16 protein-coding genes, 3 rRNA genes and 1 CRISPR repeat array are annotated in these 23,720 nt (G+C 69.4%); of the genes, 13 read left to right on the forward strand and 6 right to left on the reverse strand.

From position 1 onward, the window contains the following. Positions 1 to 82 precede the first annotated feature (82 nt). The gene (locus BS72_RS18925) at positions 83 to 550 is read right to left on the reverse strand and encodes a hypothetical protein (RefSeq protein ID WP_063836101.1); all 468 of its coding nucleotides are present in this window, start codon (positions 548 to 550) and stop codon (positions 83 to 85) included. A gap of 269 nt (positions 551 to 819) precedes the next feature. Between BS72_RS18925 and proC the strand changes: the two genes are divergently transcribed. Beyond that, a complete protein-coding gene (gene proC, locus BS72_RS18930) occupies positions 820 to 1,740 on the forward strand; it encodes a pyrroline-5-carboxylate reductase (RefSeq protein WP_265736801.1) in 921 nt (306 codons plus the stop codon). 285 nt (positions 1,741 to 2,025) lie between these two features. On the opposite strand, the gene trpS is transcribed toward proC, so the two are convergent. After that, the gene (trpS, locus tag BS72_RS18935; protein ID WP_037912088.1) at positions 2,026 to 3,033 is read right to left on the reverse strand and encodes a tryptophan--tRNA ligase; all 1,008 of its coding nucleotides are present in this window, start codon (positions 3,031 to 3,033) and stop codon (positions 2,026 to 2,028) included. 986 nt (positions 3,034 to 4,019) lie between these two features. Here trpS and BS72_RS18940 point away from each other — a divergent pair. From BS72_RS18940 to BS72_RS18985, 11 genes are all read left to right on the forward strand, one after another. After that, a 16S ribosomal RNA gene (locus tag BS72_RS18940) occupies positions 4,020 to 5,544 on the forward strand. Positions 5,545 to 5,854: 310 nt separating this feature from the next. After that, positions 5,855 to 8,978, forward strand: a 23S ribosomal RNA gene (locus tag BS72_RS18945). A 129-nt stretch (positions 8,979 to 9,107) separates the two neighbouring features. Further along, positions 9,108 to 9,224 (forward strand): 5S ribosomal RNA (rrf, locus tag BS72_RS18950). Together the 16S, 23S and 5S rRNA genes form the textbook arrangement of a ribosomal RNA operon. Before the next feature lie 82 nt (positions 9,225 to 9,306). Beyond that, positions 9,307 to 9,963 (forward strand): HAD family hydrolase, encoded by a 657-nt coding sequence (locus tag BS72_RS18955; protein ID WP_037912090.1) that lies wholly within the window; start codon positions 9,307 to 9,309, stop codon positions 9,961 to 9,963. Between the two features lie 82 nt (positions 9,964 to 10,045). Continuing rightward, positions 10,046 to 11,323, forward strand: coding sequence for an MFS transporter (locus BS72_RS18960; RefSeq protein ID WP_037912092.1), 1,278 nt, complete (start codon positions 10,046 to 10,048; stop codon positions 11,321 to 11,323). Beyond that, positions 11,292 to 12,470 (forward strand): acetoin utilization protein AcuC, encoded by a 1,179-nt coding sequence (locus tag BS72_RS18965; protein WP_037912094.1) that lies wholly within the window; start codon positions 11,292 to 11,294, stop codon positions 12,468 to 12,470. The genes BS72_RS18960 and BS72_RS18965 overlap by 32 nt, the downstream gene beginning before the upstream one ends. A 274-nt stretch (positions 12,471 to 12,744) precedes the next feature. Next, complete coding sequence (locus BS72_RS18970) at positions 12,745 to 13,545, forward strand: phosphatase (RefSeq protein ID WP_037912096.1); 801 nt, start codon at positions 12,745 to 12,747, stop codon at positions 13,543 to 13,545. 140 nt (positions 13,546 to 13,685) lie between these two features. Continuing rightward, complete coding sequence (locus tag BS72_RS18975; RefSeq protein ID WP_069461998.1) at positions 13,686 to 13,898, forward strand: helix-turn-helix domain-containing protein; 213 nt, start codon at positions 13,686 to 13,688, stop codon at positions 13,896 to 13,898. Between the two features lie 147 nt (positions 13,899 to 14,045). Further along, positions 14,046 to 14,144, forward strand: coding sequence for a 30S ribosomal protein bS22 (locus BS72_RS34335; protein WP_003948845.1), 99 nt, complete (start codon positions 14,046 to 14,048; stop codon positions 14,142 to 14,144). A 323-nt stretch (positions 14,145 to 14,467) separates the two neighbouring features. Further along, positions 14,468 to 15,544, forward strand: a complete 1,077-nt coding sequence (locus tag BS72_RS18980) for an NAD-dependent epimerase/dehydratase family protein (RefSeq protein ID WP_037912097.1) — start codon at positions 14,468 to 14,470, stop codon at positions 15,542 to 15,544. A 248-nt stretch (positions 15,545 to 15,792) separates the two neighbouring features. Further along, the gene (locus BS72_RS18985; protein ID WP_051951966.1) at positions 15,793 to 16,950 is read left to right on the forward strand and encodes a lysophospholipid acyltransferase family protein; all 1,158 of its coding nucleotides are present in this window, start codon (positions 15,793 to 15,795) and stop codon (positions 16,948 to 16,950) included. Positions 16,951 to 17,136: 186 nt separating this feature from the next. Then, a CRISPR array of direct repeats spans positions 17,137 to 17,898; the repeat unit is 29 nt; unit sequence CTGCTCCCCGCGCACGCGGGGATGGTCCC. Between the two features lie 54 nt (positions 17,899 to 17,952). On the opposite strand, the gene BS72_RS18990 is transcribed toward BS72_RS18985, so the two are convergent. Further along, a complete protein-coding gene (locus tag BS72_RS18990) occupies positions 17,953 to 18,546 on the reverse strand; it encodes a hypothetical protein (RefSeq protein ID WP_037916635.1) in 594 nt (197 codons plus the stop codon). 50 nt (positions 18,547 to 18,596) lie between these two features. Here BS72_RS18990 and BS72_RS37360 point away from each other — a divergent pair, with 50 nt between their 5' ends. Further along, entirely contained in the window at positions 18,597 to 19,847 is a 1,251-nt protein-coding gene (locus BS72_RS37360) for a hypothetical protein (RefSeq protein ID WP_198545925.1), read from the forward strand. Between the two features lie 55 nt (positions 19,848 to 19,902). On the opposite strand, the gene BS72_RS19000 is transcribed toward BS72_RS37360, so the two are convergent. From BS72_RS19000 to BS72_RS19010, 3 genes are all read right to left on the reverse strand, one after another. Further along, positions 19,903 to 20,913 carry an aldo/keto reductase gene (locus tag BS72_RS19000; RefSeq protein WP_037912099.1) on the reverse strand — a complete coding sequence of 337 codons (1,011 nt, stop codon included), beginning with the start codon at positions 20,911 to 20,913 and terminating at the stop codon, positions 19,903 to 19,905. Positions 20,914 to 21,107: 194 nt separating this feature from the next. Further along, positions 21,108 to 22,421 carry a DUF5667 domain-containing protein gene (locus BS72_RS19005; protein WP_037912101.1) on the reverse strand — a complete coding sequence of 438 codons (1,314 nt, stop codon included), beginning with the start codon at positions 22,419 to 22,421 and terminating at the stop codon, positions 21,108 to 21,110. Positions 22,422 to 22,620: 199 nt separating this feature from the next. After that, the gene (locus tag BS72_RS19010) at positions 22,621 to 23,430 is read right to left on the reverse strand and encodes an ECF subfamily RNA polymerase sigma factor, BldN family (protein ID WP_037912104.1); all 810 of its coding nucleotides are present in this window, start codon (positions 23,428 to 23,430) and stop codon (positions 22,621 to 22,623) included. Positions 23,431 to 23,720 lie beyond the last annotated feature (290 nt).

Raw genomic sequence — 23,720 nt, forward strand, 5'->3', positions numbered from 1 at the left:
GGGCGCGGGGGGCGCCCACCGGTACGTCAGCGCCGGCACGGCAGAGCGGGGGCGTCAGCGCCGGTATCTCAGCGCCGGTACGTCAGCGCCGGGACGCCCCCAGCGTGCCCGCCAGGCCGACCACCGCGCCGACCACGGCCCCGTGCCACAGCCCCGTCCAGATGGTGCCGAAGAAGCCCTGGCTGGTGAGGACCTGCCGCACCACCAGGTCCGTCGCGAACATCAGCCCGGCCGGTACCGCGGCCACCCGCCACGGGTGCGAGCGCGCCCAGCGCCTGATCCGGTGGTCGCCGCGACCGCCGGCCGAGGAGTAGCCGAGCACCGAACCCACGCCGCCCACGCAGAAGAAGAGCAGCGCGCCGGTCGTCAGCGTGCCGGCGAGGACGCCCAGCCCGAAGTGGCCCTGTACGAGGTGGAGCCCCAGCGACACCGCGCCGCCGAGCGCGCCGACGACGGCCGCCGGCCGCCAGGGCCCCAAGGTCACCGAGGCCAGCGCCAGGTTCCGCCGATCCGCGCCCGATCCAGCGATGTCACGCGATGTACGACTCATACGGCAACGGTCGCCCCGCCGCGTACCGCACGCCATAGGGGATGACCCTGAGCCGCCCCCCACCCCACCCGGAGCCGCGGTGGTCCGCCCCGGGGCCGGCCCGGAGCCGCCCTCGTACACCCCGGGGGCGGCTCTGCGGCCACCGGCGGCCGGGCGGCGCGAACCCGCCCTGACCGCACCGTGGACGCTGCCCGCGCGCCGCCGCCCGCCCTGCGAGGATGGCCGAAAGACGCGCGTGCCGACGCGCGTTCCGCCCCCACCCGCAAGAGGTGAGCCGCCGTGACCTCGACCCCCGCGACGCCCCCACGCCCGGCGCGCCGTCCGCCGCCGTGCCGGGCGGTGCCCCGGCCCCAGCCCCGGAGGCGCCGGGCGCCGCGTCGCACGCCGCCGGCAAGGTCGCCGTCCTCGGTACCGGCAAGATCGGCGAGGCCCTGCTCTCCGGCATGATCAACGCGGGCTGGGCCCCCGAGGACCTCCTCGTCACCGCCCGTCGCCCGGAGCGCGCTGCGGAGCTGCGCGAGCGGTACGGCGTCGAGGCCGTCGACAACGCGTTCGCCGCGAAGGCCGCGGACACGCTGATCCTGGCCGTCAAGCCGCAGGACATGGCCGCCCTCGTCGACGAGCTGGCCCCGCACCTCGACCCCGACCGGCTCGTCATCAGCGCCGCCGCCGGCGTGCCGACCGCCTTCTTCGAGAAGCGCCTCGCCGAGGGCACCCCCGTGGTCCGCGTGATGCCCAACACCCCGGTCCTGGTGGACGAGGGCATGTCGGTGATCTCCGCCGGCCGCCACGCCGGCGAGGCCCACCTGGCCCGCACCGAGGCGATCTTCCAGCCGGTCGGCAAGACCCTGCGGGTGCCCGAGAAGCAGCAGGACGCCGCCACCGCGTTGTCCGGCTCCGGCCCCGCGTACTTCTACTTCCTGGTCGAGGCCATGACCGACGCGGGAATCCTGCTCGGGCTGCCCCGCGCCCAGGCCCACGACCTCATCGTGCAGTCCGCGATCGGCGCCGCCGTCATGCTCCGCGACAGCGGCGAGCACCCGGTCAAGCTCCGCGAGGCCGTCACCTCCCCGGCCGGCACCACCATCAACGCCATCCGCGAGCTGGAGAAGCACGGGGTGCGCGCCGCGATGATCGCCGCGCTGGAGGCGGCCCGCGACCGCAGCCGCGAACTCGCCCCCCAGGACTGACGGTGGAGGCCGTCACGGACCTCACGGACCTCACGGACCTCACGGCCGTCACGGCGGCGAGGTCGTGAAGGCCGCGAAAGGCCGCGAAGGTGCCATGACGGCGGTGGAGTCCGTGCGGCCGTGCGGGCCTGGCGGCCGTGAACGGTGGGTGCCGGGCGGCCCGAAAGCCACCCGGCACACCAGCGGGCCCCTCGACGCCGACGGTCCCGCCACCTCCGCCGGTGCTGGCGGGCCGTCCCCGTCGTGTCGTCCCCCGTCACACCCTTCCCCGTCGCTCCGCCCCCTTCACGCCGGCGCCATCAGCCCGACCGCCTCGTACGCGGCGTCCACCGTCGGCCGCGCCAGCGCCCTCGCCCGCGCGGCGCCCTCCCGCAGCACGCCGTCGACGTGGGACGGGTCCGCGCTGATCTCGGCGTGCCGGGCCCGCAGCGGGCGCAGCAGCTCCACCACCGCCTCGGCCGTGTCCGCCTTGAGCGCCCCGATCCCGGCGTACCCCTCGGCGAGCACGGCCGGCTCCTTGCCGGTGCAGGACGACAGGATCTCCAGCAGGTTCGCCACCCCGGGCCGCAGCTCCCGGTCGTACGACACTCCGGGCTCGCTGTCGGTCACCGCCCGCCGCACCTTCCGCGCCACCGCCTCCGGCTCGTCCAGCAGGTGGACCATGCCGGCGGTGGAGGCGTGCGACTTGCCCATCTTCGACGTCGGGTCCTGGAGGTCCATCACCCGCGCGGCCACCGGCGGCACCGTGGCCCTGGGCACGGTGAAGACCGGCCCGTAGCGGTGGTTGAAGCGCTCGGCCAGGTCGCGGGCCAGCTCCACGTGCTGCGCCTGGTCCTCACCCACCGGCACCTCCGTCGCCCCGAAGGCCAGGATGTCCGCCGCCATCAGCGCCGGGTACGTCAGCAGCGACAGCCGCACGCCCTGCGCGGTCTCCCGGGCCCGCAGCGCCTTCTCCTTGTACTGGATCATCCGGCGCATCTCGCCGTCGGTGGCCACGCACTCCATCAGGTACGACAGCCGGGTGTGCTCGTCCACGTGGCTCTGCGCGTAGACGGTGCAGACGGCGGGGTCCAGCCCCGCCGCGAGCAGCAGCCCGGCTGTCTGACGGCTCAGCCGCCGCAGCCGCGCCGGATCGTGCTCCACGGTGAGCGCGTGCAGGTCGACGACGCAGAACAGCGCCTCCCCCCGGTGCTGGTCCTCCTCGGCCCAGCGCCGCAGCGCGCCGAGGTAGTTCCCCAGGGTCAGATGTCCGGTGGGCTTGATACCGCTGAAGATGCGCGTTCGGTGCGCCATGGCCGCTGTCTCCTGTATGTGGTGTCGGAGACCGCCGCTCCCAGCAGCCGGTGGTGGAACGCAGAAACGGCCGCCTGGACGGCGGCCGTTGGATGCATACGTGACTCCGGGGCCGCCTCTAGGCGGCCCACCACTGGGAGGCGTGCGTATGCGTGGTCATGGCGGCGAGCATAGCCCCGGGTACGGGGGGCGGGAAGTGCTCCGACATCCGCCCGGCGAGGCCCTTCAAGGCCTGGCGAGACCCTTCAAGGCCCGGCGGGGCCCCCGAGACCTGTCGACACCGTGGTGGCGCACGGCACACGATGTGAACGCCACCTGGGTTTGACATGGCCGGTGCGGGTCCGTAAGGTTCTCCGGGTTGCCTGACGTGAGCGCCGACTCCGGTCGGTCCCCGGGCAGCCCAATCCGCAAGTAACCATCCGAGATGATCACGGGCTTCCGTTGTCATCTCCGTGGCCGCTTCGGAAGGGGAAGGTGAAAGCCGGCCGATTTGGTTCGTCCGGTGAACACCCGCTAAAGTCTCACTCGTCGGAACGGCCCAACAGCCGGAAAGACAAGCCCCGCTGACCGGGGGTCAGACACTGAAAAGGGTCTGATAGAGTCGGAAACAGAACGACAAAGACAGACCCCGCTGACCGGGGGTCAGGCGCCGGAAAGCGTCTGATAGAGTCGGAAACGCAGAACGAAAGAAAAACCCCGCCGACGGGGATCGGACACTGGAAAGCGTCTGATAGAGTCGGAGACACGAAGGGAAAGCCCGGAGGGCAGCCGGAGACGGTGACCGAAGGAAGCGTCCGTTCCTTGAGAACTCAACAGCGTGCCAAAAGTCAACGCCAGATATGTTGATACCCCGTCTCTCGGAGATCATCTCTGAGGACGAGGTTCCTTTGAAGGAAAACACACAGCGAGGACGCTGTGCACGGTCCGGCTTATTCCGTTGGACTGTGCCGCTCTTTCGCGGGTGTTGCCAGGATTACCTGGAAGCATTCACGGAGAGTTTGATCCTGGCTCAGGACGAACGCTGGCGGCGTGCTTAACACATGCAAGTCGAACGGTGAAGCCCTTCGGGGTGGATCAGTGGCGAACGGGTGAGTAACACGTGGGCAATCTGCCCTGCACTCTGGGACAAGCCCTGGAAACGGGGTCTAATACCGGATACGACCTGTCCTCGCATGGGGACGGGTGGAAAGCTCCGGCGGTGCAGGATGAGCCCGCGGCCTATCAGCTTGTTGGTGGGGTGATGGCCTACCAAGGCGACGACGGGTAGCCGGCCTGAGAGGGCGACCGGCCACACTGGGACTGAGACACGGCCCAGACTCCTACGGGAGGCAGCAGTGGGGAATATTGCACAATGGGCGAAAGCCTGATGCAGCGACGCCGCGTGAGGGATGACGGCCTTCGGGTTGTAAACCTCTTTCAGCAGGGAAGAAGCGCAAGTGACGGTACCTGCAGAAGAAGCACCGGCTAACTACGTGCCAGCAGCCGCGGTAATACGTAGGGTGCGAGCGTTGTCCGGAATTATTGGGCGTAAAGAGCTCGTAGGCGGTTTGTCACGTCGGATGTGAAAGCCCGGGGCTTAACTCCGGGTCTGCATTCGATACGGGCAGGCTAGAGTTCGGTAGGGGAGATCGGAATTCCTGGTGTAGCGGTGAAATGCGCAGATATCAGGAGGAACACCGGTGGCGAAGGCGGATCTCTGGGCCGATACTGACGCTGAGGAGCGAAAGCGTGGGGAGCGAACAGGATTAGATACCCTGGTAGTCCACGCCGTAAACGTTGGGAACTAGGTGTGGGCGACATTCCACGTCGTCCGTGCCGCAGCTAACGCATTAAGTTCCCCGCCTGGGGAGTACGGCCGCAAGGCTAAAACTCAAAGGAATTGACGGGGGCCCGCACAAGCGGCGGAGCATGTGGCTTAATTCGACGCAACGCGAAGAACCTTACCAAGGCTTGACATACACCAGAAAGCTCTGGAGACAGAGCCCCCCTTGTGGTTGGTGTACAGGTGGTGCATGGCTGTCGTCAGCTCGTGTCGTGAGATGTTGGGTTAAGTCCCGCAACGAGCGCAACCCTTGTCCTGTGTTGCCAGCAGGCCCTTGTGGTGCTGGGGACTCACAGGAGACCGCCGGGGTCAACTCGGAGGAAGGTGGGGACGACGTCAAGTCATCATGCCCCTTATGTCTTGGGCTGCACACGTGCTACAATGGCCGGTACAATGAGCTGCGATACCGTGAGGTGGAGCGAATCTCAAAAAGCCGGTCTCAGTTCGGATTGGGGTCTGCAACTCGACCCCATGAAGTCGGAGTCGCTAGTAATCGCAGATCAGCATTGCTGCGGTGAATACGTTCCCGGGCCTTGTACACACCGCCCGTCACGTCACGAAAGTCGGTAACACCCGAAGCCGGCGGCCTAACCCCTTGTGGGAGGGAGTCGTCGAAGGTGGGACTGGCGATTGGGACGAAGTCGTAACAAGGTAGCCGTACCGGAAGGTGCGGCTGGATCACCTCCTTTCTAAGGAGCACTTCCTACCATCGCAAGGTGGTCAGGGGGCCAGTTCATCGGCGAGTGTCCGGTGCTGGTTGCTCATGGGTGGAACGTTGACTATTCGGCACTGCCGGTTCGCCGGCTCGATCTAGTACGACCTCTTCGGGGGTATGGAACGGTGGGTCGGGGGTGGTGGTGTCGGGCACGCTGTTGGGTCCTGAGGGAATGCCGTTGGTGTTCCTTCGTGTTATCGGGACCTGTCGGATCATGCTTTCGGGTGTGGTTTGTGGGTGACCGGTCGTGGCTTGAGAACTGAACAGTGGACGCGAGCATCTGTGGCCAATTTACTAAGGGCGCACGGTGGATGCCTTGGCACCAGGAACCGATGAAGGACGTGGGAGGCCACGATAGGCCCCGGGGAGCTGTCAACCAAGCTTTGATCCGGGGGTGTCCGAATGGGGAAACCCGGCAGTCGTCATGGGCTGTCACCCGCTGCTGAACTCATAGGCAGTGTGGAGGGAACGCGGGGAAGTGAAACATCTCAGTACCCGCAGGAAGAGAAAACAACCGTGATTCCGGGAGTAGTGGCGAGCGAAACCGGATGAGGCCAAACCGTTGGCGTGTGATACCCGGCAGGGGTTGCGTCAGCGGGGTTGTGGGAGTTTCCTTGATCGGTCTGCCGGCCGGTCGGAGAGTCAGAAACCGTATGTGTAGGCGAAGGGCATGCGAAAGGCCCGGCGTAGAGGGTAAGACCCCGTAGCTGAAATGTGTACGGCTCTCTTGGAGATCACCCAAGTAGCACAGGGCCCGAGAAATCCTGTGTGAATCTGGCGGGACCACCCGTTAAGCCTAAATATTCCCTGGTGACCGATAGCGGATAGTACCGTGAGGGAATGGTGAAAAGTACCGCGGGAGCGGAGTGAAATAGTACCTGAAACCGTGTGCCTACAAGCCGTGGGAGCGTCGCAGTGTGTGCTTGCATGCACTGTCGTGACTGCGTGCCTTTTGAAGAATGAGCCTGCGAGTTTGCGGTGTGTTGCGAGGTTAACCCGTGTGGGGGAGCCGTAGCGAAAGCGAGTCCGAATAGGGCGTTTCAGTAGCACGCTCAAGACCCGAAGCGGAGTGATCTAGCCATGGGCAGGTTGAAGCGCGGGTAAGACCGTGTGGAGGACCGAACCCACCAGGGTTGAAAACCTGGGGGATGACCTGTGGTTAGGGGTGAAAGGCCAATCAAACTCCGTGATAGCTGGTTCTCCCCGAAATGCATTTAGGTGCAGCGTCGTGTGTTTCTTGCCGGAGGTAGAGCACTGGATAGGCGATGGGCCCTACCGGGTTACTGACCTTAGCCAAACTCCGAATGCCGGTAAGTGAGAGCGCGGCAGTGAGACTGTGGGGGATAAGCTCCATGGTCGAGAGGGAAACAGCCCAGAGCATCGACTAAGGCCCCTAAGCGTATGCTAAGTGGGAAAGGATGTGGAGTCGCAGAGACAACCAGGAGGTTGGCTTAGAAGCAGCCACCCTTGAAAGAGTGCGTAATAGCTCACTGGTCTAGTGATTCTGCGCCGACAATGTAGCGGGGCTCAAGTATACCGCCGAAGTCGTGTCATTGCAGCATTACCCCCAACGGGGGCTGTGATGGGTAGGGGAGCGTCGTGTGCCGGGTGAAGCCGCACTGGAAGGTAGTGGTGGACGGTTCACGAGTGAGAATGCAGGCATGAGTAGCGATTCAAACGTGGGAAACGTTTGCGCCGATTGACTAAGGGTTCCTGGGTCAAGCTGATCTGCCCAGGGTAAGTCGGGACCTAAGGCGAGGCCGACAGGCGTAGTCGATGGACAACCGGTTGATATTCCGGTACCCGCTATGAAGCGCCCAGTATCGAATCCTCTGATGCTAAGGCCGTGAAGCCGCCCTTGATCTCTTCGGAGTGATGGGGAGTGGTGGAGCCGCTGATCCGAGGGGGTAGTAGGTAAGTGATGGGGTGACGCAGGAAGGTAGTCCAGCCCGGGCGGTGGTTGTCCCGGGGTAAGGGTGTAGCCCGGACGGTAGGTAAATCCGTCGTCCATGCAGGGTGAGACCTGATGCCGAGCCGATTGTGGTGAAGTGGATGATCCTATGCTGTCGAGAAAAGCCTCTAGCGAGTTTCATGGCGGCCCGTACCCTAAACCGACTCAGGTGGTCAGGTAGAGAATACCGAGGCGTTCGGGTGAACTATGGTTAAGGAACTCGGCAAAATGCCCCCGTAACTTCGGGAGAAGGGGGGCCATTCCTGGTGATGGGCCTTGCGCTCTGAGCTGGGGGTGGCCGCAGAGACCAGCGAGAAGCGACTGTTTACTAAAAACACAGGTCCGTGCGAAGCCGTAAGGCGATGTATACGGACTGACGCCTGCCCGGTGCTGGAACGTTAAGGGGACCGGTTAGTCACATTTCGGTGTGGCGAAGCTGAGAACTTAAGCGCCAGTAAACGGCGGTGGTAACTATAACCATCCTAAGGTAGCGAAATTCCTTGTCGGGTAAGTTCCGACCTGCACGAATGGCGTAACGACTTCTCGACTGTCTCAACCATAGGCCCGGTGAAATTGCACTACGAGTAAAGATGCTCGTTTCGCGCAGCAGGACGGAAAGACCCCGGGACCTTTACTATAGCTTGATATTGGTGTTCGGTTCGGCTTGTGTAGGATAGGTGGGAGACTGTGAGACCATGGCGCCAGCCGTGGTGGAGTCGCTGTTGAAATACCACTCTGGTCGTGCTGGATGTCTAACCTCGGTCCGTGATCCGGATCAGGGACAGTGTCTGGTGGGTAGTTTAACTGGGGCGGTTGCCTCCTAAAGGGTAACGGAGGCGCCCAAAGGTTCCCTCAGCCTGGTTGGCAATCAGGTGGTGAGTGTAAGTGCACAAGGGAGCTTGACTGTGAGACTGACGGGTCGAGCAGGTACGAAAGTAGGGACTAGTGATCCGGCGGTGGCTTGTGGAAGCGCCGTCGCTCAACGGATAAAAGGTACCCCGGGGATAACAGGCTGATCTTCCCCAAGAGTCCATATCGACGGGATGGTTTGGCACCTCGATGTCGGCTCGTCGCATCCTGGGGCTGGAGTCGGTCCCAAGGGTTGGGCTGTTCGCCCATTAAAGCGGTACGCGAGCTGGGTTTAGAACGTCGTGAGACAGTTCGGTCCCTATCCGCTGCGCGCGTTGGAGTCTTGAGAAGGGCTGTCCCTAGTACGAGAGGACCGGGACGGACGGACCTCTGGTGTGCCAGTTGTTCTGCCAAGGGCATGGCTGGTTGGCTACGTTCGGGAGGGATAACCGCTGAAAGCATCTAAGCGGGAAGCCTGCTTCGAGATGAGGACTCCCACCCCCTTGAGGGGGTAAGGCTCCCAGTAGACGACTGGGTTGATAGGCCGGATGTGGAAGCACCGTGAGGTGTGGAGCTGACCGGTACTAATAGGCCGAGGGATTGTCCATGTATGCTCGCGTCCACTGTTTGGTTCCCGGGTTGCGAAAGGTCGCACCGGTGAACTGGTTAATTGAAGATCGTGCTGGTTCCTGGAGCCTTGTCGACGCCCCTGTGTGATGGGGGTGGCCCGATAGAGTTTCGGTGGTCATAGCGAGAGGGAAACGCCCGGTTACATTCCGAACCCGGAAGCTAAGCCTTTCAGCGCCGATGGTACTGCAGGGGGGACCCTGTGGGAGAGTAGGACGCCGCCGAACAATCATTCAGCGTCAGCCCCCGTACTTCTGAAGTACGGGGGCTGACGCTTTTTTGCGTTCACCCACCAGGTACCGTGAGGCCGTGCAGTACGACCTGGTCATTTTCGACAACGACGGTGTGCTCGTGGACAGCGAGCCCATCTCCAACCGCATCCTCGCCGAGTACCTGACCGAGGTCGGGCACCCCACCAGCTACGAGGACTCGATCCGCGACTACATGGGTGCGGCCGTCCACCGTATCCACGACACCGTGCGTGAACGCTCCGGCGAGCAGCTGCCGGCCGGCTTCGACGACACCTTCCACGCGCGGGTCTTCGCTGCGTTCGAGCGGGAGCTGACGCCCGTGCCCGGGGCGGCCGCGGTGCTGGACCGGCTGGCGGCGGCCGGGGTGCCGTACTGCCTGGCCTCGTCGGGCAGCCACGAGCGGATCAGGGTGGCGCTGCGGAAGACCGGGCTCTACGACCGGTTCGGCGAGGACCGGATCTTCTCGGCCCAGGACGTCGGCCGTGGCAAGCCGGCCCCCGACCTCTTCCTGCACGCCGCCGAGAGCCTGGGCGTGGCGCCGGCCCGGTGTGCCGTCGTGGAGGACAGCCTGCTCGGCGTCCAGGCCGGCACCGCGGCCGGTATGACGGTGTTCGGGTTCACCGCGATGACCCCTGCCGCCAAACTCGCCGACGCGGAGGCCGTGTTCGCCACCATGGCCGAGCTCCCCGAGCTGCTCGGCCTCCAGGACCGGTAACCCCGACCCACGGGAAGCGGCTGCTGTCAGGTGCCGTCGGGGGGCTACTCATCCGTAGCCTCCGCCCCTACCCTCCTCGCTTATGGAGGCAGCCCGCCCGCCGGCTCTGCGGTACGGCCGTGCCGCCCTGGGCGTGAGCTTCTTCGCCCAGGGCGCGCTCTTCGCCCTGCTGGTCACCCGTATCCCGGCGATCCAGGACCGCTACGGCATCGGTGACGGCCTGCTCCCGGTCTTCCTCGCGGCCGTACCGGTGCTGGCCGGCGTCGGCAGCGCGGTGACCGAGCAACTGGTGCGACGGGTCCGGCCCACGGTCGTGCTGCGCTGGGTGCAGCCCGCGGTGGCACTGGTGCTGGCCGGCCTCGGCGCCGGGGACCGGCTGTGGGCGGCGGCGGTGGCACTGGCCCTGTTCGGGGTGTGCGTCGGCGGCCTGGACGCGTCGATGAACATGCTCGGCGTGAGCCTCCAACGGGAGTACGGGCAGAGCATCATGCTCGGCTTCCACGCGGTCTACAGCCTCGGCGGGATCGTCGGCGCCTCGCTGGCGTGGACGGACGCGCACTGGCACATCTCGCTGCTGGCGCTCTACGGCCCGTTCGCACTGGTGACGGCCCCGATGACGCTCGCGGCGAGCCACTGGTACCGGGACGCGGACCGTGCCGACGACCCTGCCGACCGCGTCGCCGCGTCCGGCTCCTCCGGCTCCTCCGGCCCCTCCGGCCCCTCCGGCGCTGAGGGATCGGGACGGCCCGCGGCCGCCCCGCAGGTGGTGATGCGGCTGCTTCTGCCGCTGTGCCTCGTCATGGCGTTCGCGTACATCGGCGACTCGACCGTCTCCAACTGGAGCGCCAAGTACCTCCAGGACACCCTGCACAGCTCCGACCAGCTCTCCACGGTGCCGTACGCGGTGTACATGGTGATGACGCTGGTGGGCCGCTCGGTGGGCGACGGCGGGGTGCGGCGGTTCGGGGCGGTGCCGGTGGTGCGGCTGGGCACGGTCGTGGCCATGGCCGGGTTCGCGGTGGTGGCGGCGGCGCCCGGGCCGTGGGTAGGGATGCTCGGCTTCACCCTGCTGGGCCTGGGGCTCAGCGTGATCGTGCCGCAGACCTTCGCGGCGGCCGGACGCATGTTCCCCGACGCCTCCGACGCGGCGGTCGCGCGGCTGAACATCTTCAACTACGTCGGGTTCCTGGTCGGATCACCGCTGGTGGGAGCGGTGGGCGACGCCTGGAGCTACCGGGGTGCGATGGTGCTGCCGATGGTCCTGGTGGGAGCGGCGCTGCTGTACGCGCGCTCCTTCGCGCCGGGTGCGGACGGGTACGGTGTCGGCCATGAGCGGCCGCACGCAGTTGATGTGGGATGAGCAGGTCACGACGTACGACTTCGGGCCGGGCCACCCGATGGACCCGGTGCGGTTGCGGCTGACCCGGAGCCTGGTGCGGGCGTTCGGCCTGGACGGGGCGCTGCGGCTGGTGGCGGCGCCGGCGGCCGGCGACTCGACGCTGGAGCTGGTGCACCGGCCGGAGTACGTGGCGGCGGTACGGCGGGCGTCGGCCGATCCGGCGGCCGCCGTCGACCTGGCGGAGTTCGGCCTCGGCACGGAGGACAACCCGGCCTTCCCCGGGATGCACGAGGCGTCGGCGCTGATCGCGGGGCAGTCGGTGGCGGCGGCCGAGGCGGTGTGGCGGGGTGAGGCGCTGCACGCGGTGAACTTCAGCGGCGGGCTGCACCACGCGATGCCGGGCCGGGCGGCGGGGTTCTGCGTCTACAACGACGCGGCGCTGGCGGTGGCGCGGCTGCTGGAGCTCGGTGTGCAGCGGGTGGCGTACGTGGACGTCGACGTGCACCACGGGGACGGGGTGCAGGCGGCGTTCTGGGACGACCCGAGGGTGCTGACGGTGTCGCTGCACGAGAGCCCGCGCACGCTCTTCCCGCAGACCGGCTGGCCGGAGGAGACGGGCGGCCCTGAGGCGGAGGGCGGCGCGGCGAACGTGGCACTGCCGGCCGGGACGGGGGACGCCGGGTGGCTGCGGGCCTTCCACGCGGTGGTGCCGGAGCTGGTGGCGGCGTTCCGGCCGCAGGTGCTGGTCTCGCAGCACGGCGCGGACACGCACGTGGAGGACCCGCTGGCGCATCTGGCGGTGTCGCTCGACGCGCAGCGGCTGGCCGCCGAGGCCTGCCACGCGCTGGCGCACGAGCACGCGGAGGGCCGCTGGGTGGCGCTGGGCGGCGGCGGCTACGCGGTGGTGGACGTGGTGCCCCGCACCTGGACGCACCTCGTGGGGATCGCGGCGGGGGTGCCGGTGGCGCCGGAGGCACGGGTGCCGGGGGAGTGGCGTGAGGAGGTCTACGCGCTGACCCGGCAGCAGGGGCCGCTGCGGATGACGGACGGGCTGCGGCCGCGCTGGGAGGACTTCGAGGACGGCGGCTACGACCCGGCCTCGCGCCTGGACCAGGCGATCCTGGCCACCAGGCGGTCGGTGTTCCCGCTGCACGGGCTGCTGCCGTAGGGCGCGCGCCGCAGGGACGTGCCGCCGCAAAGCACCCCCTCCGCAGGGCGCGGGAGGGCTGTGGGGCCTCGTACGGCCTTCTCGGGGCCCGTGGTGCCGCGTCGTCGTCGGCGGTGGCGCGGTGGCGCTGGGCTCCGTGGTGCTGTCGGCGGTGGCGCTGGGCGGGCCGCGGTTCGGCGTCGCTCCCCCGAGCGGGGGTGGCGGGCCGCCACGGAGGGGTGATTCCGGGGGTTGGCCGTGCGCGGGGCGGGCCGGCGCGGGCAGGATCGGCGGCGTGGTGAGTGTGGGCGCGCTGCGCGCGCATCTGGTGGCGTCGGGCCTGGCCGGCGCGGTGCCGAGGGCGCGGGAGGAGAGCCTCGCGGCGTATCGGCTGTTCGCGGCCCGGGACCCGAGGCAGATGTACGGGCTGGACCCGGCCGGGGAGTGGGACGCGGACGAGCTGCTGCGGCTGATGGCCGACCGGTGCGGGGTGTCGGCGGACCCGCTGCGGCGCTCGGGCGCGGACGAGATCGACCCGGATCGTACGCTCGCGGCGCTGGAGTCCTTCGCGGAGCGGTTGGCGCGGGCCGCGCACGACCGCGCGCCGGTGCTTTTGGGCACAGGACATCCACACCGCCTCCTCGGCTTCTACGCAACTTTGGCCGCCGCGCTGTCGGCGGCGGGGTGCTCTGTGCTCACCCCGGCCTACGGTCGCTGCATGCGGATGTCCACGCAGTTCGGCGTACGGCCGCACCGCCTCGGCTACGTCGGCGGGGTCGCCCTGGCGCGCGGGGACGGCGCGGAGCGGGGCGCGCACACCCACTCGGCGCTGCCGGTGCGGGCCGCCCTGGCGGCGGCGGCCGAGCAGGCCGGACGGCTGCCGCAGCTGGTCGTCGGCGATCACGGATTCGCCTGCGGAGCTGCGCAGTTGGGCATCGAGGCGATTGCCCTGGCGGACACCGACGACCCCGCGGTGTTCGTCGCGGAGGCGGAGGGAAGAGTGTCCGTGGCGGTACCGGTGCACGACGGCGCGACCTCGGACGCGTACCGTCCGGTGACGCGTTATGTGCTCCAGCGGGCCTGGCTCGCACAGTAGCGGACGTGAGTCAACCCTTCGCAACTCCTCTTCCCCACTTGCATCATCCGCCCCTAATCTGTGGGGGAGCGCACATGCCAGTCTCGTTGTCGCCGGAGGGGAAGCCGGTGGCCGTCATGTGCGGAAGGTTCAGGTGTGTCATGGCTGTAACTGAAAGCCGACCTCTCAACGAGGTCGTTTTCCTCACCGTCGCCGAAGTTGCGGCGGTCATGCGGGTGTCGAAGATGACCGTGTACCGCCTGGTGCACAGCGGCCACCTTCCGGCGATCCGGGTGGGGCGGTCCTTCCGGGTTCCGGAGCAGGCCGTGCACGACTACCTGCGGGAGTCCTATGTGGGGGTGGAATCTGCCTGAGCTGTGCCGGACGGTCCGGTAACGGGCCGGTGACCGACCGAGTGGGCCTCGGTTCACACTCGTCCCCCGAGGGCGGGTAGGCTAGGCCGACGTAGGTCGTGTGGGCTCGGACGCCCCGCACCGAGTGAAACCGAAGCGAGGGTTGTCGTGGGCTCTGTCATCAAGAAGCGGCGCAAGCGTATGGCGAAGAAGAAGCACCGCAAGCTGCTGAAGCGGACGCGTGTTCAGCGCCGTAACAAGAAGTAGTAGGCGGTAGCGCCGCTCTGCTGCCCCCCTCCTCCGCCCTTCCGGGCGGCTGGAGGGGGGCAGTGGCGTTTCCGGGGTTCCGCGGCTGGGCTGTGGCTGTTCCGCGGCTGTTCCGCGGCTGTTCTGCGGGCGGAACGGGGTGGTGCTGGGCCCGGGGCGGAACGGAGGCTGAAGGGAGACGCAACGGAGGCGCGACGGGGTGGCCTGGGGGCGCGTCGGAGCGTGTCGGGGGTGTTGCGGGGCGCGTTTCGGCGCCGCTCGCGCGGGCGGGCGGGGGTACGGTGGCTTGAGTCCCGGCATCGATCGCCCCAGGAAGGCTGAACGTGGGCAAGGTGGTGTTGGTCACGGGGGCGGCGCGGCAGCTCGGCGGCCGGTTCGTCCGCCGGGTGCAGCGGGTGCCCGAGGTGTCGCGGGTGATCGCCGTGGACGTGGAGCCGCCGGAGCACGATCTGGGGGACGCCGAGTTCGTCCGGGCCGACATCCGGCAGCCGGTGATCGGCAAGGTGCTGGCGCGCGCCGGGGTGGACACGGTGGTCCACCTGGACGTCAGCGGGACACCGCTGGGGTCCGGCGGGCGCACGCAGGCCAAGGAGACCAACGTCATCGGCACCATGCAGCTGCTGGGCGCGTGCCAGAAGGCGCCGTCGGTCGGCCGGCTGGTGGTGAAGTCCACGACGAGCGTGTACGGGTCGGCGCCGCGCGACCCGGCGGTGTTCACGGAGACCACGCCGGTCAAGTCGCTGCCCAGCGGCGGCTTCGCGAAGGACGCGGTCGAGGTCGAGGGCTACGTGCGCGGGTTCGCCCGGCGCCGGCCCGACGTGGCCGTGGCGGTGCTGCGGTTCGCCAACATCCTCGGGCCGAACGCGGACACGCCGCTGGCCGAGTACTTCGACCTGCCGGTGCTGCCGACGGTCCTGGGCTACGACCCGCGCCTCCAGTTCGTCCACGAGGACGACGTGGTCGAGGTGCTGCTGGTGGCGGCGACCGAGCCGCGGCGCGGCACGCTCAACAGCGGCACGTTCAACGTGGCCGGTGACGGTGTGCTGCTGCTGTCCCAGACGGCGCGCCGGCTGGGCCGTCCGACGGTGCCGGTGCTGCTGCCGGCGGTGACGTGGGTGGGGCGGATGCTCCGGACGGCCGGGCTGACGGACTTCTCCGCCGAGCAGATCCGGCTGCTCACCCACGGCCGGGTGGTCGACACCGCGCAGATGCGGGAGGTGCTGGGCTTCACCCCCGCGTACACCACGGCGGAGACCTTCCACGACTTCGCCCGCAGCCGCGGGCCGGGCCTCATGCCGCCGGAGCGCGTCGCGGGTGTCGTGGACGCGGCGGCCGCCCGGGTCGCGGACGTCGCCGACGCGGCGGCCGCCCGCGCGCAGCGCAAGGAGCAGATGTCATGACGGACGCGAAGGTCATCCCGTTCGGGGAGGACCCGCGCCGGCGCGCCGGCCGGTCGCGGGCGCGGTCACGGGCGCAGCAGCGCCGTCAGCCGCCGTCGGCCCAGCCGGGCGGGGCTCAGGCCCCGGCCACGGCGGAGGACGCGGGGGCCGGGGCGGCTTCCTCGGCGGCTTCCGGGCCGCTGGGTGCTGTGCCGGCGGCGGAGGCGGGGCAGGCGGGTGCTCAGGGCGCTCAGGGCACCGGTGGGGCCATCCCGGCGCAGGCGGGCGCGCGGCCCGAGGAGCGGCCCGGGGAGGCGCCCGAGCAGCAGCCCGAGGAGCGGTCTCTGGGGGCCGCGGAGGGTGCCGAGGGCGCGGAGGGCGTGGAGGGCACCTCAGCGCCGCTGGGAGGCCCGGAGGGCGCCACGGGTGCGGAGAGCGCCACGCGGGGTGGTGAGGCGGGCGCCACGGGCGCTTCGGCCGACGCTCCCGCGCCGGACCCGTCGTCCGGCACCGCCCCCGGGCGGCCCACGGAGGCGGCGGACGGGCTCACGGCCGCGCTGGGCGCGGTCGCCGACCGGCTGCTGGGCGGCTCCTGGGAGCGCCGCGCCGCGTCGGGGCTCGCGTTCCTGCGGCGCCGGCTCACCGGCGACTACGAGGTGGACGAGTTCGGCTTCGACGCCGAGCTGACCGACCAGGTGCTGATGTCCCTGCTGCGCCCGATGTACGAGGGGTACTTCCGGGTCGAGGTCAGGGGCATCGAGAACATCCCGTCCGAGGGCGGGGCGCTGGTGGTGTCCAACCACTCCGGCACGCTGCCGATCGATGCCCTGATGACGCAGGTGGCCGTCCACGACCACCACCCGGCCGGCCGCCATCTGCGGCTGCTCGCCGCCGACCTGGTCTTCGTGCTGCCGCTGGTCAGCGAGCTGGCCCGGAAGGCCGGCCACACCCTGGCCTGCGCGGAGGACGCCCAACTGCTGCTGGAGCGCGGCGAGGTGGTCGGCGTCATGCCGGAGGGCTTCAAGGGCATCGGGAAGCCGTTCTCCGAGCGCTACAAGCTCCAGCGGTTCGGACGCGGCGGGTTCGTGGCGACCGCGCTGCGGACGGGCGTGCCGATCGTGCCGTGCTCCGTGGTGGGCGCCGAGGAGACCTACCCGATGCTCGGCAACTCCCGCACCATGGCCCGCCTGCTGGGCATCCCGTACTTCCCGCTGACGCCGACCTTCCCCTGGCTCGGCCCGCTCGGCCTGATCCCGCTGCCCACGAAGTGGACCATCCAGTTCGGCGAGCCGATCCCCACGGACGGCTACGCGCCGGAGGCCGCGGACGACCCGATGCTCGTCTTCAACCTCACCGACCAGGTCCGCGAGACGATCCAGCACTCCCTGTACGAACTGCTCGTCGAGCGGCGCTCGGTGTTCTTCTGACGCCCCGCCCAGCGATGTGCCATCGGCGAGCCCCCCGCTGCGCCATGCTGGTCCCCTCACCCGATGTCCCCGCAGCCGAGCCCGAGGGAAGGGCGACCCGACGTGAGCAGTTCGCCCGAAATGCCGGAATCTCAACTAGTAAGTAAAAACCGCTCCGTGCGCCCCTAAAACCCCAGGTCACTTCCCCTGCTCCCCGCGCACGCGGGGATGGTCCCTCTCGTCGGGGCCAGCCATCCACCTGCTTCACCTGCTCCCCGCGCACGCGGGGATGGTCCCGTCGAGGCCGGAGAGGACATCCGGAACCTGTGCTGCTCCCCGCGCACGCGGGGATGGTCCCCCTAGGCGAGGGTGTCCCGCCTGGCGACGCGGCTGCTCCCCGCGCACGCGGGGATGGTCCCGCGTGGCGCGCCGTCCAACGCTGCAAGGAAGCCTGCTCCCCGCGCACGCGGGGATGGTCCCCTGAGGGTGCTCGAAGCGGCGATGCTCGGCATCCTGCTCCCCGCGCACGCGGGGATGGTCCCGCCCTGACCAAGCTCACGACGACCCACATGGGCTGCTCCCCGCGCACGCGGGGATGGTCCCGGCGAGCCTGGCCCTGATCCACGATCACTACGCTGCTCCCCGCGCACGCGGGGATGGTCCCGAGGTGGGCGCGCTCGCGGTAGGCGGCATCAACTGCTCCCCGCGCACGCGGGGATGGTCCCGAAGGCGCAGAAGGCCGCGATGAGGGCCCCGCCTGCTCCCCGCGCACGCGGGGATGGTCCCCCGCACGACGGGATCGCCGTGGCGCTGCCGGGCTGCTCCCCGCGCACGCGGGGATGGTCCCGTGGAGTACACCAGCCGGCCGCCGTCTCGCCCCTGCTCCTCGCGCACGCGGGGATGGTCCCCCTATCCCGCAGCACGGGCCCGTGCTGGCCCTCTGCTCCCCGCGCACGCGGGGATGGTCCCGGCGCGTACCTGCTGGACCTTCTCTGCACCAACGGGAGCGGCGGCCAGCAGGCTCTATGTGGTGGGCGTGGGCGTAGGCGCGTGGATTTCCAGGACGACAGCCGTTCCGGCGACGGTCCGGTCTTCATGCATGGCGATCGTTTGGCCGGGCTGAAGGTGACGCCACTGCGAGGGGTCGAGGGGTGCGAGTCGTACCGAGGATCGCTCGCCGGGCCCCAGGAAGGGCGTGAACTCCACCCAGAGCGCGGCGATGTTGAGGGTCGGTTCGCCGGTTGGGGTTCGGTTTCCGATGTTCCACATCGGTCGCAGGACGCCGGTTCCGGAGAAGGGCGTTTGCCTGCGGCTCTCGCTGGCCGGTCGGAGGGCGAGGTCGGCTCGGATGATGCCGTTGCGGGTTTCGTAGCAGCGCCAGTGGCACCAGGCCGCGCTCTTCTCCAACCGCATCTGCTCGGCCGCCGTGGCCAGGGTCTCCCAGAAGTTGGGCGGGAGCGGGTGGATGTCGCCGAGTTCCTCCAGGAGCCCGAGGGCCACTTCCCACTCGTCGTGGGTGAGGTAGTCCCAGACCTCGTTGATCGTGATGTCGTTCTCGGTGGCGATCTCTTCGGGGACCAGCAGGGAGGCGGTCTCCAGCAGCTTGGGGACGTCCATGTCCTGATTCTGGACCACAGCGTCCTGGCTACGGCTGGGGGCGCTCGGTGATGACGTTCGAGCAGCTCGCGACGCTGGCGACGTTCGGCTCGACTTGGGCCGTGCTGGCGGTCGGTCACAACGTCGCGGACCACGTCTTCGGCCAGAGTGATCACCAGGCGGCGAACAAGGGGGCGCCGACGGCGGAGGATGTCGCTGCCGGTGCGAGTCCGCGCCGGGGTTGGGCCGCGTGTCTGGCCCACGTCGGCCAGTACCACCTGGTCATGGCCGCGCTTCTTGCCCTGGTGTGGCTGTTCATCCCGCTGCCGCTGCCGCTGCCGCTGCCGCTGTCCGTGACGGGGCTGACCGCCGGGTTCATGTGGTCGGCGGCCACCCATGCGGTGCTGGACCGGCGTTGGCCGGTGCGCTGGCTGTTGCAGCACACCGGCTCGCCGGCCTTCGCCGAGCTGAGGGCGGCCGGGCTCAACGGGATGTACTTGGCCGATCAGGCCCTGCACTCCGGGGCCCTGCTCGTCTCTGCGCTCCTGATCACCCGGCCCGCGTCCGAAGTGCAGGTGGAAGGCGTAGAACCCGTGCACCACCGAGAGGCCGTGCGCGGTGGTCGCCGGCGCGTATCCGGCCGAGAGGACCCGCTTGCCGGTCGTCGGGTTCACCGACCCCGGCGGGTGACCGCCCTCGCGGTGGCGCTGCCGCTGCGGGTTCCGGGCCGACCTCAACCAGCCGACCATCGCCGCGGCCTCGGCCTCGGTGGCCTGTTCCCACCCGACGTCGACCGTCCACAGTACCCGGAACCAGCGCAGCAGATCGAAGGCGTAGCTCCGACATGTCAACGGACTCACATCCCCGAGCAACCGATCCCGCAGATACGCGCTGACCGGCTCGACCTCCCGACCCGCAGCGTCCACTACCACCCACGGCAACGACACCGACGCACCCGCGACCACCGCCCCGACGCCTGTCAGCCGTACTCGACCATCCATCAGATCCCGATGAACACGGGAGACCTCATGCGACAACGACATGCCCAGATGCTCCAGAACCGGCGCCACCGAGTCGAGCCGGTCTCCGAGTCAGTGCAGTCAACTGACCAGGCGTGGCACCACTGCTCCCCGCGCACGCGGGGATGGTCCCTTCCGAGCCACGCGGGCGCTCTCGGGCCGGCGCTGCTCCCCGCGTGCGCGGGGATGTCCCTCACGCTCGCGTGGGAGGTTGTCCGTTGTGCGCTGCTTGCCGTGTTGGCGGGTCGCGCGCAGACCATGCGGTTGCGCGCGACCTGCCCGCAAGCGGTGACGGGCCCGTAGCAGGGAGGTGAAGGCCGAGGCCAAGGGCTCATCGAGGGCCTGGTGGTAGCCCGGACTACCGGGAGCCGGCCGTAGGAAGCGACGTGTAGAAGGACTCCTCCAGGTAGGCGACCCCGTGCGGCTGGTAGGGCTCCTCCAGGTAGGCGGCCTCGGCGTCGTCGAGTTCGACGTCCACCGCGGCGATCGCGTCGGCCAGCTGGGCCGGCTTGGTGACCCCGACGATGGGCGAGGTGACCGCCGGGTTGCGCATGACCCAGGCCAGGGCGACCTGGGCCGGGGACAGGCCCCGCTTGCCCGCGATCTCGTGGACGCGCTCGGCCACCGCCTGGTCCTCGTCGCGGTAGAGGATCTTGCCGCCCGGGTCGGTCCCGGCCCGCGCCGTGGCGGTGTCCTGGACCCGCGTCAGCCTGCCCCGCGCCAGGGGGCTCCACGGGATCACGCCGATGCCCTGGTCGGCGCAGAGGGGGAGCATCTCCCGCTCTGCTTCCCGGTGGATGAGGTTGTAGTGGTCCTGCATCGACACGAACCGGGTCCAGCCGTTCAGGTCGGCCAGGTACAGGGCCTTGGCGAACTGCCAGGCGTACATGGAAGAGGCTCCGATGTAGCGGACCTTCCCGGACTTGACCGCGTCGTGCAGCGCTTCGAGGGTCTCCTCGATCGGAGTGTCGTAGTCCCAGCGGTGGATCTGGTACAGGTCGATGTAGTCGGTCCCCAGGCGCTTCAGGGAGGCGTCGAGCTCGGCGAAGATCGCCTTGCGGGACAGCCCGGCGCCGTTCGGGCCGGGGCGCATCCGCATCCAGACCTTGGTGGAGAGGACGACCTCCTCGCGCCGGGTGAAGTCCTTGATCGCCTGGCCGACGATCTCCTCGCTGCTTCCGGCGCTGTAACCGTTGGCCGTGTCGAGGAAGTTGACGCCGCCCTCAAGGGCCTGCTTGATGATGTCCCGGCTGGCGTCCGCGCCCAGCGACCAGGGCTCGCCGCCCCGGTCCGGTTCGCCGAAGCTCATGCAGCCGAGGGCGATGGCGGAGACCTGCAGTCCGGTTGTTCCGAGTTTGATGTACCGCATGCTGCGAACCTAGGAGTTGGAGCGCGCTCCAACGCAAATGTGCATACGGCGGAACTTCGCCCCGCGGCTGGGGGCTTGCGAGAGCGCCGGGCGTAGGCGGTCCCAAGCAGGCCGGCGGGGTGGGGCTCGGCGTGTGCCGGGCCCCACCCCGCCGGTGGGTGCGGGCCGGGGGTGGGGCCCGGGCCGCGGGTGGGTCAGCTGTTGTCCTCGTCGGAGGTCAGGCCGAGGCCGGGGAGGAGGCCGGGGAGGAGCGGGGGCAGCTCGACCGAGTGCTGCTCGGGGGTCGCGCTGGTGCTGGGGGTGCCGGGCTGGCTGGGGGTCGGCAGGGACGGGAGGAGACCGCTGTCGCCGCCGATCAGGCCGGAGGTGGCGCTGCTGGAGGCGGACGGGCTCGGGCTGCCGCTGGGCGTGGCCTGGCCTTCGGACGGGGTGCCGGTGGCCGACTGGGACGGGCTGCCGCCGGGGGACCTGGTGGAACGTCCCGGGGCGCCGGTGGCGGTGCCACGGCTGCCGGTGGAGCCGCTGTGGTCCTTCTGCGGCAGGGCCAGCGGAGCGACCTCTGCGTCTATGGCGTCGAAGACCGAGGAGACCTGCTCGGAGACGTCGGTGAGCTGGGTGGGCAGCTTCTGGCGCAGGTCGGCCCAGCCCTGGCGGTGGGACTGCGCGAAGTCGTTGAGGGTCTCCATCGGCTCCAGGGAGCCGTCCTTGCGGTAGGCGGCGCTGAGCAGCCGGTGGCCTTCGACGGCCTCCTGCTGCATGCCGTTGAGGGCCTTGCGGACCTCTCCGAGGGACTCCGGGTCCAGCTGGCCGCCGCGGCCGCGGTCCATCAGCCGACGGGCCTCCTGCATGCGGGTGCCGGCGAGGTCGAGGTAGACCTTGCCGCGGGAGGAGTCGGAGCCGGCCATGTCCAGCTTCAGGTCCTCCATGCCGCGCTTGAGGCCGTAGAGGCTGTCGCCGGGCAGGGCGTTGGTGCTGGCGGCGGCGACCCCGCCGAAGGCGCCCGCGGCCACGCCCATGGTCAGGCCGCCCACCGCGAGCCGCCGGGTGAGCCGGGAGCGGGGCGTGAGGCGGCGCAGGCCGACGACCGGGCTGCCGCCGCGCTGCTCGGGCACCCGGGTGGTGGCGCGGAAGCTGCCGTCCGCGATGGCCTGCTCCATGGCGGCGATCAGCTGGGCGCGCTGGACCGCTTTGTGCTCGGGGTCCATGACCGGGCGGGGCCGGCCGCTGATGGCGCCGGCGAGGGCCACCATGGCGGCCTGCTCGGGGGCGGCGTGCCGGTCGGCGGCGTGGGAGGGGCCGGGATGGCCGGCGGCGGAGCCGACCCCGGAGCCGGGACTCCCGGTGTGTCCGGTACTCCCGGTGCTTCCGGCGTCAGTGCCGTCCGGGCTGTCGGTCCCGCTGGCAAAAGCGTCCGCGATCTCCCCGTGGACGCCGCCGTCGAGCCCGGCGTCCTCGATCGCCAGGGCGAAGGAGTTCGCCCGGCGGTGTGCCGTCGCCTGTCCGATCACCGGCGGCACCTCCTCTCGTCATCCACACTCGACTCCCCGTGCCGCCCCGAAGGTTGCCCAGCAGGTCCCCTTCCACCCGTCCGGGTGAAAGGGGGTGAGCGGCGCACGGCACAGAAGTGTCTGCACGTGATGCAACGAGTGGCGGGCCGGTTGGGTTACGCGGGTCTGATGATCGGGCAGCGCGCGCGCCACGGCCGGGTCACCTGGCGTCTTCCGGCAGCAGCCTGGCCAGGGTGCGGACGGCCCGGTACTGGAGTGTCTTGATGGCACCCTCGTTCTTGCCCATGACGCGGGCGGTCTCGGCGACCGACAGGCCCTGGAGGAAGCGCAGGGTGACGCACTCCTGCTGCTGCGGGTTGAGCTTGCGCACCGCCGTCAGCAGGGCCTCGTTGGAGAGCTGCTCCAGGACGGAGTCCTCGGGGCTGCGTTCGACCTCGTTGGCGTCGAGCATCTCCCCGGTGGTCACCTCAAGGCGGAACCGGCTCGACTTGAAGTGGTCGGCGACCAGGTTGCGGGCGATCGTGACCAGCCAGGCGCCGAAGTCGCGGCCCTGCCAGGTGAAGGTGCCGATCCGGCGCAGCGCCCGCAGGAACGTCTCGCTGGTCAGGTCCTCGGCCGTGGCGCGGGAGCAGACCCGGTAGTAGATGTACCGGTAGACGGTGTCGCTGTAGTGGTCGTAGAGCCGGCCGAACGCCTCCGTCTCGCCGCGCTGGGCGGCCTCCACCAGGTCCATCATCCGGCCGCTGTCGGTGTCCGAGGCGGGCCGGCGGGCGTGGGTTCCCCGCTCGGCGCCGGCCTGGGGGACCCGGGCGGGCTGCTGGCTGCCGCGGGAGCGTCTGCCGGTGGCGGTGCCGATTTCGGCCAGGGCATAGGCGGACCCGGGGACAGCGGGACCTGACGTGGCGAGGGCGGGCACGGCGTACGCGGGGACGGTGCGCGAGAGCTGGTCGGCGACCAGTGTGCGCAGCGCAGCCAGGCCGTAGGCGACAACCCCGTCGTGTGGGTACACGGGACTCCCAGAGGCAGAACTTCCATCACGTGCAGTACGGGACCGTTCACCCGTCGTGGCGACGTGTCGGTACCGGATTGCGTCTGAGGAGAATAACGCTTCGTACAGGCGACGCTACACCGAGTTGCGTAAATCGCCGTTTACGGCATTTCCTGTGCGGAATAAGGATCGCTCAATTATCGAACACACGGCTGGAGTTGACCGATTGGCGTCGTGAAATGGTCGTGCGCGGGGCGTGTTGTGCGCGTGGAGGCCGGGGCCCCGCCGGGCGCGCCGCGACGGGCCGGACG

Origin of the sequence: Actinacidiphila yeochonensis CN732 (genome assembly GCF_000745345.1) — a bacterium.
Taxonomy (GTDB): Bacteria; Actinomycetota; Actinomycetes; order Streptomycetales; family Streptomycetaceae; genus Actinacidiphila; species Actinacidiphila yeochonensis.

Bases quoted from the DNA above. Each gene is read 5' to 3' on its own strand.
- BS72_RS18925 (WP_063836101.1), bottom strand. From the start codon at position 550: ATGAGTCGTACATCGCGTGACATCGCTGGATCGGGCGCGGATCGGCGG.
- trpS (WP_037912088.1), bottom strand. From the start codon at position 3,033: ATGGCGCACCGAACGCGCATCTTCAGCGGTATCAAGCCCACCGGACAT.
- BS72_RS18960 (WP_037912092.1), top strand. From the start codon at position 10,046: ATGGAGGCAGCCCGCCCGCCGGCTCTGCGGTACGGCCGTGCCGCCCTG.
- BS72_RS18965 (WP_037912094.1), top strand. From the start codon at position 11,292: ATGAGCGGCCGCACGCAGTTGATGTGGGATGAGCAGGTCACGACGTAC.
- BS72_RS18975 (WP_069461998.1), top strand. From the start codon at position 13,686: ATGGCTGTAACTGAAAGCCGACCTCTCAACGAGGTCGTTTTCCTCACC.
- BS72_RS18990 (WP_037916635.1), bottom strand. From the start codon at position 18,546: ATGGACGTCCCCAAGCTGCTGGAGACCGCCTCCCTGCTGGTCCCCGAA.
- BS72_RS37360 (WP_198545925.1), top strand. From the start codon at position 18,597: ATGACGTTCGAGCAGCTCGCGACGCTGGCGACGTTCGGCTCGACTTGG.
- BS72_RS19000 (WP_037912099.1), bottom strand. From the start codon at position 20,913: ATGCGGTACATCAAACTCGGAACAACCGGACTGCAGGTCTCCGCCATC.